Origin of the sequence: Streptomyces scabichelini (genome assembly GCF_011045015.1) — a bacterium.
GTDB classification, from domain to species: domain Bacteria; phylum Actinomycetota; class Actinomycetes; order Streptomycetales; family Streptomycetaceae; genus Streptomyces; species Streptomyces scabichelini.
Genome location: NZ_JAAKZY010000284.1, coordinates 1 through 12,070, shown reverse-complemented (window position 1 = coordinate 12,070; position 12,070 = coordinate 1). Strand labels below are relative to the sequence as shown.

Here is a 12,070-nt window from a genome sequence, read left to right as displayed (position 1 = left end):
CCCGCAATCCCCGCAGTCGGCCCCACCCCCGCAGCCCCGTCGGCAGTTCCTGTCGGCCGGCTCTGCCCCGTCTCCCCACCTCTGCCGTTTTTGTCGTTTTGTCGTACTAGTCGCATGGCCCCGGATCTTCACAGGCCACGGGCCCTACGAGCCCCCGACACCGCCACCGGGCGCGCACCATCCACCGACTGGCCCACAATGGAGCGGTGAACGATCACGACCCGGTCGCCTCCTTCGCCGCGCTGCTCACCGACCGCGGACGGTTTCTGCTCGACGAGGTGCGGGAGGTAGAACCGGCGCAGGAGCTCGCCGTTGCCACGCGGCTGCGGAGGGAGCACCCTGCCGAGCTCGTGTCCGCGGCCATCGCGCAGGCGCGCTGGCGGCAGCGGGCCGTGGGGAAGTTCGGGGGCGCGGACGCCGGCCGGATGTTCTTCACGGCGAACGGGGTCGAGCAGGCGACCCGGGCAACGGTCGCGGCGTACCGGGCGGAGCGTTTCACGGCGCTCGGCGTACGGTCCGTCGCCGATCTCTGCTGCGGCATCGGCGGGGACGCGATCGCGCTCGCCCGTGCCGGGGTGCGTGTCCTGGCCGTCGATCGCGATCCGCTGACCTGCGCGGTGGCGCGGGCGAATGCCGATGTGCTCGGGCTCGGCGACCTGATCGAGGTCCACGAGGCGGATGTCACCGAGGTCGACACGTCCTCGTACGACGCGGTTTTCGTCGACCCCGCCAGGCGGGGCGGACGGGGAAGGGTCTTCGATCCCGAGGCGTACTCGCCGCCCCTCTCCTGGGCCGTCGAGGCCGCCCTCAAGGCGCCCCGTGCCGCGCTCAAGATCGCGCCCGGGATTCCGCACGAGGCGGTTCCGGCCGACGCGGAGGCCGAGTGGGTCTCGGATTCCGGGGACGTGAAAGAGGCCGTGCTGTGGTTCGGTACCGAGCCCGGGCTCGTGCGCGCCACCCTGTTGCCCGGGCCTCGCAGCCTTCGCGGCCGCGGGCTGCCCGACCCTCAAGTACGGCCGCCGGGGCGGTACTTGTACGAGCCCGACGGCGCCGTCATCCGCGCGCACCTCGTCGCGGAGGTCGCCGAGGAGGTCGGTGGAGGGCTGCTCGACGAGACGATCGCGTACGTCACCGCGGATGCCCTGACTGCCACGCCGTACGCCACCGCTTACGAAATCACCGATCAACTCCCCTTCAACGTGAAGAAGTTGAAGGCGTTGCTGCGCGAACGCGAGGTCGGCGTGCTGACCGTCAAAAAGCGCGGCTCGGCGGTCGAGCCGGAGGAACTCCGCCGCAAAGTGAAGCCGCAGGGGCCTAACGCGGCCACGGTGTTCCTGACGCGGGTGCAGGGCGCCCCGACCATGCTGCTGGGGCACCCGGCCGCGTAACAGCCGCCGCTAAGCGGCCTTGGTTAAGCCCGGTGCGGTACCGCGCCCCCATAGGGGCGCGGGGAACTGCGCGACCAGCCCCCACCGGCCCGCAGGTTAATAACCGTTCTCCAGCGGAGCGCTTCCGTCCAGCTGCTCCAGCGTCGCGTTCGACGGGCCTCTGCGGGACCGCTCGTCCCGCGCCACGTCCTCCGCCGCTCCCAGGACCCGTACCGCGTTCTGCCAGGTCAGTTTGGCGAGGTCGGGGGTCGACCAGCCGCGGTTCAGGAGTTCCGCGATGAGGTTCGGGTAGCCCGAGACGTCGTTCAGGCCGTCGGGGGTGAACGCCGTGCCGTCGTAGTCGCCGCCGATGCCGATGTGGTCGATTCCGGCCACCTCGCGCATGTGGTCCAGGTGGTCGGCGACCGTCGTGACCGTGGCGACGGGGCGCGGATGCGACTCCTCGAAGGCGCGGTGGGCCTTCATCGCCTCCGACGTGGTGTCCAGGGGGTGGAAGCCGTGCTCGCGCAGGTGCTCGTCGGCCGCCGCCGTCCAGTCGACGGCCGCCTGAAGGACGAACTTCGGGACGAACGTCACCATCGCCACACCGCCGTTGGCCGGCAGGCGTTCCAGTACGTCGTCCGGGATGTTGCGCGGGTGGTCGCACAGGGCCCGTGCGGAGGAGTGGGAGAAGATCAGGGGCGCGACGGTCGTGTCGAGGGCGTCGCGCATCGTCGTCGCCGCGACGTGCGAGAGGTCCACGAGCATGCCCTCACGGTTCATCTCCCGGACCACCTCGCGGCCGAACGCCGACAGGCCGCCCACGCCCGGCTCGTCCGTCGCCGAGTCCGCCCAGGCGATGTTGTCGTTGTGGGTGAGCGTCATGTAGCGGACGCCCAGCGCGTACAACGCCCGTAGCGTGGCAAGGGAGTTGGCGATCGAGTGGCCGCCCTCCGCGCCCATCAGCGAGGCGATACGGCCCTCGCCGCGCGCCGCCTCCATGTCGGCGGCCGTCAGCGCCGCCCGCAGGTCCGCCGGATGACGTGCGATCAACTGCCGTACACAGTCGATCTGTTCGAGCGTCGCGGGCACGGCGTCGGGCAGGTCGGAGCGGACGTACACCGACCAGAACTGGGCGCCCACTCCGCCCGCGCGCAACCGTCCCAGATCGGTGTGCAGGTGCGCGCTCTGGTCGGTGGCGATGTCGCGGGCGTCAAGGTCGTAGCGGACCTGCTGGCGCAGGGCCCAGGGGAGATCGTTGTGCCCGTCGACGACCGGGAACTCCCGCAGCAGTTCCCGGGCTTCGTCCAGGGACGTCGTCGGCGCCACGCCCTCAGCTCCCCGCACCGAAACCGAAGCCGCCCGCCGCGCCCTCGACCTTGGCACGCAGATGCTTGCCCTTCTCCGTCGCCTGGTCGTTCAGCTCCTGCTGGAACTCCCGCATACGGCCGCGGAGTTCCTCGTCGTGGGCGCCGAGAATCCGGGCCGCGAGCAGACCGGCGTTACGCGCGCCGGCGACGGAGACGGTGGCGACCGGCACCCCGGCCGGCATCTGCACGATCGACAGCAGCGAGTCCATGCCGTCCAGGTGCTTCAGCGGCACGGGCACTCCGATCACGGGCAGCGGCGTGACGGAGGCGAGCATGCCCGGCAGATGGGCGGCTCCCCCGGCCCCCGCGATGATCACCTTGAGGCCGCGGTCCGCCGCCTCCTCGCCGTACGCGATCATCTCGCGCGGCATCCGGTGCGCGGAGACGACATCGACCTCGTACGCGATCTCGAACTCGTCCAGGGCCTGCGCGGCCGCTTCCATGACGGGCCAGTCGGAGTCCGAGCCCATGACGATGCCAACGGCGGGTGAAGTCATTCGGTGATCGTGCCTCTCAGATAGGCGGCCGCGTGACGGGCCCGGTCGAGAACGTCGGCCAGGTCGTCGCCGTAGGTGTTGACGTGGCCGACCTTGCGGCCGGGCTTCACGTCCTTGCCGTACATGTGGATCTTGAGCTGGGGGTCGCGGGCCATGCAGTGCAGGTACGCGGAGTACATGTCGGGGTAGTCGCCGCCGAGGACGTTCACCATGACCGTCCAGGGGGCGCGCGGGCGCGGGTCGCCGAGGGGGAGGTCGAGGACCGCGCGGACGTGGTTGGCGAACTGGGAGGTGATCGCGCCGTCCTGGGACCAGTGGCCGGAGTTGTGGGGGCGCATGGCCAGTTCGTTGACCAGGATGCGGCCATCGCGGGTCTCGAAGAGCTCGACGGCGAGGTGGCCTATGACGTCGAGTTCCTTGGCGATGTTCAGGGCGAGTTGCTCGGCTTCCAGCGCGCGCTCGGCGGGGAGGCCGGGAGCCGGGGCAATCACCGTGTCGCAGACGCCGTCGACCTGCTGGGACTCCACGACCGGGTACGCGACGGCCTGGCCGTGCGGCGAACGGACGACGTTCGCGGCGAGTTCACGTACGAAGTCGACCTTCTCCTCGGCGAGGACCGGGACACCGGCGCGGAAGGGGTCCTCGGCCTCCTCCACGGAACGTACGACCCACACACCCTTGCCGTCGTAGCCGCCGCGGACGGTCTTCAGGACGACCGGGAAGCCGTCCCCTTGACCGTCCCCTTCGCCGTGTCCTTCGCCGGCTCCTTCAGCCGCGAACGCGGCCACGTCCTGCGGATCGCTCACGATCCTGTGGCGTGGACACGGCACACCGATCGCGTCGAGTTTCGCGCGCATCACACCCTTGTCCTGGGCGTGCACGAGCGCGTCGGGGCCGGGGCGTACGGGGATACCGTCCGCCTCCAGTGCCCGGAGGTGCTCGGTGGGTACGTGTTCATGATCGAAAGTGATCACATCGCAGCCCCGCGCGAAGTCACGCAGCGTGTCGAGGTCGCGATAGTCGCCGACGACGACATCGCTGACGACCTGCGCCGCGGAATCCTGGGGCGTGTCACTGAGGAGCTTGAATCTGATGCCGAGCGGGATGCCCGCCTCGTGTGTCATACGAGCGAGCTGGCCTCCGCCGACCATGCCGACTACCGGGAACGTCACGCACCCAGGGTAACGGCCGTGCCGGGACGCCCCTGCCCCCCGCATGATCATCGAAACATCCGCATGTTCATCACGTCCTGGCCACATCTAGGGGCTCTGCCCAGGACTGGACGGGAAGGGCTGGATAGCATGGTCGAGTCGACGAAGGTTGACGAAGTTGGCGTATCCGACGAGACGGGGGCCGGGCGACACCATGGGTAAAGGTGGTACACGCGGCGCACATGCCGCGCCGCGCAGCGCCGTACGTCAGCGCGTCGACCGGCTGACGAGGGAGATCGCCAAGTTCGGGGCGGTCGGCGGCATGGGGCTGCTGGTCAACCTCCTCGTCTTCAACCTGGTGCGCAGCACCACGGACCTGCAGGTCGTGCGGGCCAGTGTGGTCGCCACGATCGTCGCGATCATCTCCAACTACATAGGGTTCCGCTATTTCACGTACCGCGACCGCGACAAGGGCGGCCGCACCAAGGAACTCTCGCTCTTCCTGCTGTTCAGCGCGGTCGGCCTGGTGATCGAGAACGGCATTCTGTACGCCGCCACGTACGGCCTCGGCTTCGACAGCCCGCTGCAGAGCAACGTGTTCAAGTTCGCCGGCATCGGTATCGCGACGCTGTTCCGCTTCTGGTCCTACCGCACCTGGGTCTTCCGTACGCTCCCGGCCCGCGAGGCCGTGGCCAGCGCGGAATCGTTCCTGGCGCCGGGGTCCTTCCTGGAGGAAGACCGCCCGACCCGGCAGTTCCAGCGCGTGCGCTGACCCTGTCGTCCGGCTCCTCACCGGCCCGGCATCCAGCCACCTCAGGCCGCTCAGCTGCTTCAGCTGCTTCAGCTCTACCTCACCATTGGCTCCGGCTCCTCCCCCGTCGCCGGCCGCTTCTTCGGCGTACGCGACAGGAACAGGCCGAAGACCGGGGGCTGGGCCTGGAGCATTTCGAGGCGTCCGCCGTCGGCTTCCGCCAGGTCGCGGGCCACGGCGAGGCCGATACCCGTGGAGTTCTGGCCGCTGATGGCGCGCTCGAAGATGCGTGAGCCCAGCTCGGCGGGGACGCCAGGACCCTCGTCGGTCACCTCGACCACCGCCTGGTTGCCGGTGACGCGGGTGCGCAGGGCGACCGTGCCGCCGCCGTGCATGAGGGAGTTCTCGATCAGGGCCGCCAGGACCTGGGCCACCGCTCCGGGGGTGCCCACGGCCTGCAGATGGCGTTTGCCCGAGCTGACGATGGCGCGGCCCACGCTGCGGTAGGCCGGGCGCCATTCGGCCAGCTGCTGGTTGATGACCTCGTCCAGGTCGAAGGTGACGGCGGAGCCGGTGCGGGGGTCGCGGGAGTTGGTGAGGAGCCGCTCGACCACGTCCGTGAGGCGCTCCACCTGGCCGAGAGCGATCGTCGCCTCCTCCTTCACCGTGTGCGGATCGTCGGTGAGGGTGATCTCCTCCAGACGCATGGACAGCGCGGTGAGGGGCGTACGGAGCTGGTGGGAGGCGTCGGCGGCCAGCCGGCGTTCGGCCGTGAGCATGCGGGCGATGCGCTCGGCGGAGCCGTCGAGCACGTCCGCGACCCGGTCAAGTTCCGGGACCCCGTACCGCTTGTGGCGCGGCCGCGGATCCCCGGAACCGAGCCGCTCGGCGGTCTCCGCGAGGTCGGTCAGCGGTGAGGCGAGCCGGTTGGCCTGACGTACGGCCAGCAGTACGGCGGCGATCACCGCGAGCAGGGCGACCGCGGCGATGATCAGGAGCGTACGGCCGATTTCGCGGGTGACCGAGGAGCGCGGCTCCTCGACCCTGACCGTCTCGCCCTCCTCGCCCTTGGCCACCTTCGACTGGGTGACGTGACCGGTGGGCTTGGTGCCGATCTCGATCGGGGCCCGGCCCGGGATCTCGATCCGCGCGTACCGGTCGTTCGTGACCTGGTCCTTGAGGATCTCGGCGTTGATCTGCTCGTTGCCGAGAATGCGGCTGTCGACGATGCTCGCCAGCCGCAGCGCCTCCAGGTCCACGCGTTCCTGGGCGCTGGCACCGATCGTCCGGGTCTCGACGATGACGAGCGAGACCCCGAACACGGCGATCACGACGAGGACCACAGCGAGGGTGGACTGAATAAGACGGCGACGCACGGGGCCCTCCGGGCGGGGGCGGGTAGCTTACGTGGACCAGTGTCCCCCGGGCGCTGTACTGCTCCGGCCCAGGAGCGTGCCCTGAAGGGGCGCGGGGAACTGCGCGACCAGCCACAACGAACCCGCAGCCGCGCAATCCCGCAAAGGCACAACGGCGGCAACGCGGCAAAGCCAACCCCAGCGAAGCGCTCAGCTCTTCTCGAAGCGGAACCCCACGCCCCGTACCGTAGCGATGTACCGAGGATTGGCCGCATCGTCGCCGAGCTTCTTCCGCAGCCAGGAGATGTGCATGTCGAGGGTCTTGGTCGAAGACCACCACGTGGTGTCCCAGACCTCCCGCATCAACTGGTCCCGGGTGACAACGCGGCCGGCGTCCCGCACCAGCACCCGCAGCAGATCGAACTCCTTGGCCGTGAGCTGAAGTTCCTCGTCACCCATCCACGCACGGTGCGACTCGACATCGATGCGCACCCCGTGCGTGGCGGGCGGCTGCTGAGGCTCGGCGGCACCGCGCCGGAGCAGGGCCCGGACCCGGGCGAGCAGCTCGGCGAGGCGGAACGGCTTGGTGACGTAGTCGTCGGCGCCCGCGTCGAGGCCGACGACGGTGTCCACCTCGTCGGCGCGCGCGGTCAGGATGAGGATCGGCACCGTATGGCCCTCGGCACGCAGCCGCCGGGCGACTTCCAGTCCGTCCATACCGGGCAGCCCGAGGTCGAGCACGACCAGATCGACGCCGCCCTGGATGCCGGCGTCGAGCGCGGTGGGGCCGTCCTCGCGCACCTCGACCTCGTAACCCTCCCGGCGCAGGGCGCGGGCCAGCGGCTCCGAAATGGACGCGTCGTCCTCGGCGAGCAGTACTCGGGTCATGGAGTGATGGTAGTCCGCTGTGGACAACTGTCGTGGGGGAAGATCGGCATCTGTGTACGCACCTGTGGCTTGTGGAGGCGACCCTGTGAGGAACCTTTGAATCGACGGCTGTAGCTGCCCTTTCACCTGTGATGCGCGCCTCAAGCCATTCCGTTTGCGGCATTGCCATATGTATGGTGACTACACATATATAGCGACTCACGGGGCCAGGCGCGTCCCGACCAGCAAGGAACCACCATGGCGTCCAGCCTGACGAAGGCCTCGGCTACACCGGGCACCCCCGGTTCCGAGAAGACCTTCTTCGGCCACCCCCGCGGACTGGCCACTCTCTTCATGACCGAGATGTGGGAGCGATTCTCCTACTACGGCATGCGGGCTCTGCTCCCGCTGTACCTGGTCGCTCCGGGCGGCCTGCACCTCAGCGCGTCGACGGCGACGGCGATCTACTCGGTCTACCTGTCGCTCGTGTACCTGCTCGCCCTGCCCGGCGGCTGGTTCGCCGACCGCGTGCTCGGCCCTCGCAGGACGGTCGCGGTCGCGGGCCTGATCATCATGCTCGGCCATCTGACGCTGGCCCTGCCGTCGGCCGGCACCTTCTTCGCCGGACTCGGCCTGGTCGCGATCGGCTCCGGTCTGCTCAAGGCCAACATCTCGACGATGGTCGGCCATCTCTACGACGGCCCGTCAGATCCGCGTCGCGACGGCGGCTTCACCGTCTTCTACGTCGGCATCAACGTCGGCGCCTTCGCTGCGCCGCTGATCATCGGCACCGTCGGTGAGACGGTCGACTGGCACCTGGGCTTCGCGCTCGCCGCGCTCGGCATGGCGCTGGGTCTGGCCCAGTTCCTGATCGGCCGCCGCCATCTGAGCGAGCGCAGCGACCTCGTCCCGACGCCGCTGTCCGCCGCCGAGCGCGCCGCGACCCTGCGCAAGGGGCTGATCTGGCTGGCCGCCACGGCGGTCTTCTACCTGGTGGTCGGTGTCTCGGGCCACTACACGCTGAACTGGCTCCTGGTTCCGCTGACCCTGGCCGGTCTGGTCATCCCGGTCTGGGTCATCGCGCGCATCAAGCGTGACAAGGAGCTGGACGGCGTCGAGCAGTCGAAGATGTCGGCGTACATCTGGTTCTTCGTGGCCGCTGCCGTCTTCTGGATGATCTACGACCAGGGCGGCTCGACGCTGTCGATCTTCGCCGAGTCGTCGGCCGAGAACAGCGTCTTCGGCTGGGAGTTCCCGGTCTCCTGGTACCAGTCGGTCAACCCGGTCATGATCATGGCGCTGGCTCCGGTCTTCGCCTGGGCGTGGCTGGCGTTGAACCGGCGCGGCAAGGAGCCGAGCACGATCGTGAAGTTCTCCTCGGCCCTGGTCCTGGTCGGCGCGTCGTTCTTCCTCTTCCTCGCTCCGCTGTCGATCGCCGAGGGCGGTCACAAGGCATCGGCGATGTGGCTGGTCGCGCTCTACTTCGTGCTGACCCTCGGTGAACTGACGCTCTCCCCGGTCGGCCTCTCCGTCACCACGAAGATGGCTCCCGCGAAGTACGCCTCCCAGATGATGGGCGTCTGGTTCCTGGCCGTCACCGCCGGTGACGCCACGACCGGTCTGCTCTCCATCGCGGGCGTCGACCTCAACAAGATGGGCATCGTCGCCCTGGAGGCCACGCTTGCGGCGGTCGCCGGGGTCGCGGTGTGGATGTACCGCAGCAAGGTGAAGGCCCTGATGGGCGACGTCCGCTGAAGCCGCGCTCCTTTAGGGGCGCCCCTAAGGGGCGCGGGGAACTGCGCGACCAGCCACAGCCGGCCCGCAGTTCCCATACGACCTCCCGGACAGAACCGCTAGGCGGACTTGCCGAAGTCCGGTGCGGTACCGCGCCCCTTCAGGGGCGCGGGGAACTGCGCGACCAGCCACAACGGGCCCGCAGCTCACATACGGCCTCCAAGCGGAGCGCTAGCGCATGCGTCGTCGCGGCATGAACGTGAACACCGCCCCGCCCAACAGAATCGTCGTGCCCGCCAGCAGCCCGAGCGCCCGGAGCAGACCGTTGTCGTCGGAGCCCGTGTCGGCGAGACCGCCGCCCGAGGACTGGGAGCCGGCACCCGACGTACCAGAACCGGAGCCCGAGCCGGAACCTGAGCCGCCCGCAGCGCCACCAGGCTGCGACGCGGTGTCCAGCGTCAGCGAGACCTCGCTCTTGGCCGGCGTACACGTCGTCGTCGTGCCCAGGGCCTCCACCGTCAGGACACCCGGCGAGAGCGTCGACTCACCGTCCGCGCCCGGCTTGTACGTGCCCTTGAGATCAGGGATCTCGATCGGGTCGCCCGACTTGATCGGCTCCGAGTTGGTCGGGCCCTCCACCCGCACCTTGCCCTTGTCCGCGCCGCCCAGCACGACCTCCATCGACGGCTTCACGGAGTCCGCCGGAATGTCCGCGGGGCTGTCCATGACCGACTTCTTGAACTGGACCGTCAGGCCGTAGTTCCCGCCGTCCTTCTTGGCGTCGATCTGCACGGGCGAGGTCGCGCTCTTGTCCCCGATCGGCGTCTTGCACTCGTACGGGATCTCGACCTCCTTGCCCGTGAAGTCGGTTTGACCACCACCGGAACCGCCGGAGTCCGACGAGCCGCCGCTGTCGCCCCCGGTCGCGCTCGCGGAGGGATCGGACGGAGAGGACGGCGGCGCGCTCCCGGTCGGCAGGTCCGTCGGTACCTCCGTGGGCAGCGACGGCACACCCGTCGGCAGCCCGCCCGTCGTACCGCCGGAGCCTCCCCCGCCCACCTTGATCGTCGCCGCCGGCTTCACCGACTCCTTCGGCGTGCACTTGGTGTCCGCGGACATCGGCTTGTTGACGTTGACGTTGTACGCGTCCGGGGTCAGCGTGACCTCACCGGCTGCCGTCAGCTTCAGCTTGCCCTTCATGTCGGACAGCTTCATGTCGCTGTTCTTGGGGATGGCGGGGTTCTGCCGCGGCCCCTCCATCGCGATCTCCCCGGTCTGCGCGCCGCCCGCCTTGAGCGTCCCGGTCGGCTGGACCGTGTCCTTCTCCAGGTCGATGATGTCGGGGTTCTTGGAGGCGGCCTGGACGAACTTCCAGGTGATCTCGACCTCGTCGCCGACCTTGGCCTCGGCGGGCGCGGTGATCTCCACCTGGGTCGTGCCCTGCACCGGGTCCATCCCGGAGATCGCGGGCGGTACGCACTCGGTCTTGTACGACACCTCGGCCGCCTGGGCGGGCGCCGCGGTCACACCGAGCAGGATGCCCGCACCGCCGAGCATCAGCGCGACTCCGGCCGCGCTCGCTCTGCGGCCGCGGCCATGGTCGCCTCCCGGCCGAACTCTCCGTTGCGTGCTCACGTGTTTCCCTTCCTGGTCGGGGTCGTCGGACTGTTCTCGTGCGGTGCGGAGAGCTGGCCTGCCTCGGCCCCCGGATCGGTGTCCGGGGTGAACCAGGGCAAGGTCGGGGTCGTATCTGTACTGCTGTTGCCACTGGTATTGCTACTGCTGTTGTTGCTTCTGTCGGCGTCGGACGGCGCCGTGGACGTAAGGCTCAACTTCGGCAGGCGTACGGTGACTTCGGGCAGCCACAGACCCCGGCGCGGCCCGGCGTGTCCTCCCCCACTCGTCGAGCGGGGAGACGACCTCCATCGGCCAGGCGACCTCGACCTCTGCGGCCGTACGCGGTCCACCACAGCCATCCCGATCCGGAAGACCGCGGCCGGTACGACGACACAGAGCAGGATCCAGAAGAGCGTCACGCCCCAGGGGCGGCCCACGCCCCACGGTTGTTCGGCGAGCACCTTGCCGCCGTACTTCACCGAGACCGTGTACTCGCCGTGCGCGCCGGCCGACAGCTCGACGGGCAGCTCGACCTGCGCCTTCTTGCCGGGCTCGATGGTGCCGCGCCACTGCTGTTCCTCCCACTGCGGGGCGAACACACCGTGGGAGGTGCCGACTTGGAAGACCGGGTCCTTGACGGCGGTGGAGCCCACGTTGCCGACGGTGAAGACGAAGTCGCGGGACGGCGGCGCGCCGAACCAGGTCAGCACGCCGCTCGACCCGTCGAGCCGGGTGTCGGTGAGCACCGAGAGCCGCCCGCCGGTGGCCTCCTTCGGCAGCGGCTCGACGTCGTGCCCGGCGACCAGGAACGCGGCGTCCGCCGCCGCCTTCTCCCCGGTCACGGTCGCGACGTGCACCACGCACGGGCACGGCTCGGGCGGCTCGACGACGGGCAGCTTCTTGCTGAACCTGCCCTTCGAGTCGGTGGTGACGGCCCGACCGTCGGCGTTGGCGCAGGAGTTGGTGCCGCCGATCACGCCTCTGTCGGGTGAGGACTGGCCGCAGACCAGCATCATCAGGATGGCCTTGGACCGCCATCCGGTACCGGTCACCGTGATCGAACCGCCCGTCCCCGCCTGGGACTTGGACAGCTTGACGTCCGGTTTCCCGTCCGCGGCCGCAGACACCCCGCCCAAGGGGAGCAGAAGCAGCGCGAGCACCGCCATTGCCACCGCCGTCGCCATTGCCACCGCCGGAATCCGCACCTTCCCGCTCACGTCACCGCTCCCGTCAACTCGACTTCCGTACGCGGCTGTTCGGGCCCACCGGAATCACCGGGCCCGCCGGAGTCCTCGGTGCGCCTTCGACGTCGTACGAACCAACCGGCGCCGCCCGCACACAGCACGAGCCCGCCCGCCGCC

At 69.6% G+C, this 12,070-nt stretch carries 10 protein-coding genes; 3 read left to right on the top strand and 7 right to left on the bottom strand.

Annotated elements, in window-relative coordinates:
* Window positions 1–206: 206 nt before the first annotated feature.
* On the top strand, window positions 207–1,388 hold the full coding sequence (locus G5C60_RS45825) for a THUMP-like domain-containing protein (RefSeq protein ID WP_165269380.1): 1,182 nt from the start codon (window positions 207–209) through the stop codon (window positions 1,386–1,388).
* Between the two features lie 96 nt (window positions 1,389–1,484).
* On the opposite strand, the gene G5C60_RS45820 is transcribed toward G5C60_RS45825, so the two are convergent.
* The 3 genes from G5C60_RS45820 to G5C60_RS45810 are packed head-to-tail and all read right to left on the bottom strand — an operon-like array spanning window position 1,485 to window position 4,457.
* Complete coding sequence (locus tag G5C60_RS45820; protein WP_165269378.1) at window positions 1,485–2,696, bottom strand: membrane dipeptidase; 1,212 nt, start codon at window positions 2,694–2,696, stop codon at window positions 1,485–1,487.
* Between the two features lie 4 nt (window positions 2,697–2,700).
* The gene (gene purE / locus G5C60_RS45815) at window positions 2,701–3,234 is read right to left on the bottom strand and encodes a 5-(carboxyamino)imidazole ribonucleotide mutase (RefSeq protein ID WP_165269376.1); all 534 of its coding nucleotides are present in this window, start codon (window positions 3,232–3,234) and stop codon (window positions 2,701–2,703) included.
* On the bottom strand, window positions 3,231–4,457 hold the full coding sequence (locus G5C60_RS45810) for a 5-(carboxyamino)imidazole ribonucleotide synthase (RefSeq protein WP_241267556.1): 1,227 nt from the start codon (window positions 4,455–4,457) through the stop codon (window positions 3,231–3,233). The genes purE and G5C60_RS45810 overlap by 4 nt, the downstream gene beginning before the upstream one ends.
* Before the next feature lie 142 nt (window positions 4,458–4,599).
* Here G5C60_RS45810 and G5C60_RS45805 point away from each other — a divergent pair, with 142 nt between their 5' ends.
* The gene (locus tag G5C60_RS45805) at window positions 4,600–5,157 is read left to right on the top strand and encodes a GtrA family protein (protein WP_165269372.1); all 558 of its coding nucleotides are present in this window, start codon (window positions 4,600–4,602) and stop codon (window positions 5,155–5,157) included.
* A 74-nt stretch (window positions 5,158–5,231) separates the two neighbouring features.
* On the opposite strand, the gene G5C60_RS45800 is transcribed toward G5C60_RS45805, so the two are convergent.
* Both G5C60_RS45800 and G5C60_RS45795 read right to left on the bottom strand, forming a co-directional pair.
* Window positions 5,232–6,512: an ATP-binding protein gene (locus tag G5C60_RS45800; protein ID WP_165269370.1), complete on the bottom strand. Its 1,281-nt coding sequence runs from the start codon at window positions 6,510–6,512 to the stop codon at window positions 5,232–5,234.
* A 189-nt stretch (window positions 6,513–6,701) separates the two neighbouring features.
* The gene (locus tag G5C60_RS45795; protein WP_141311399.1) at window positions 6,702–7,379 is read right to left on the bottom strand and encodes a response regulator transcription factor; all 678 of its coding nucleotides are present in this window, start codon (window positions 7,377–7,379) and stop codon (window positions 6,702–6,704) included.
* Window positions 7,380–7,616: 237 nt separating this feature from the next.
* Between G5C60_RS45795 and G5C60_RS45790 the strand changes: the two genes are divergently transcribed.
* Complete coding sequence (locus tag G5C60_RS45790) at window positions 7,617–9,113, top strand: oligopeptide:H+ symporter (protein WP_165269368.1); 1,497 nt, start codon at window positions 7,617–7,619, stop codon at window positions 9,111–9,113.
* Between the two features lie 210 nt (window positions 9,114–9,323).
* Here G5C60_RS45790 and G5C60_RS45785 read toward each other — a convergent pair whose 3' ends face one another.
* Window positions 9,324–10,649: a hypothetical protein gene (locus tag G5C60_RS45785; protein ID WP_165269384.1), complete on the bottom strand. Its 1,326-nt coding sequence runs from the start codon at window positions 10,647–10,649 to the stop codon at window positions 9,324–9,326.
* A gap of 74 nt (window positions 10,650–10,723) precedes the next feature.
* The gene (locus tag G5C60_RS45780) at window positions 10,724–11,893 is read right to left on the bottom strand and encodes a hypothetical protein (RefSeq protein ID WP_165269382.1); all 1,170 of its coding nucleotides are present in this window, start codon (window positions 11,891–11,893) and stop codon (window positions 10,724–10,726) included.
* Between the last annotated feature and the right edge of the window lie 177 nt (window positions 11,894–12,070).

Coding starts and splice junctions, on each gene's coding strand:
- purE (WP_165269376.1), bottom strand. CDS start 3,234: ATGACTTCACCCGCCGTTGGCATCGTCATGGGCTCGGACTCCGACTGG.
- G5C60_RS45810 (WP_241267556.1), bottom strand. CDS start 4,457: ATGATCATGCGGGGGGCAGGGGCGTCCCGGCACGGCCGTTACCCTGGG.
- G5C60_RS45805 (WP_165269372.1), top strand. CDS start 4,600: ATGGGTAAAGGTGGTACACGCGGCGCACATGCCGCGCCGCGCAGCGCC.
- G5C60_RS45795 (WP_141311399.1), bottom strand. CDS start 7,379: ATGACCCGAGTACTGCTCGCCGAGGACGACGCGTCCATTTCGGAGCCG.
- G5C60_RS45790 (WP_165269368.1), top strand. CDS start 7,617: ATGGCGTCCAGCCTGACGAAGGCCTCGGCTACACCGGGCACCCCCGGT.
- G5C60_RS45785 (WP_165269384.1), bottom strand. CDS start 10,649: ATGCTCGGCGGTGCGGGCATCCTGCTCGGTGTGACCGCGGCGCCCGCC.
- G5C60_RS45780 (WP_165269382.1), bottom strand. CDS start 11,893: ATGGCGACGGCGGTGGCAATGGCGGTGCTCGCGCTGCTTCTGCTCCCC.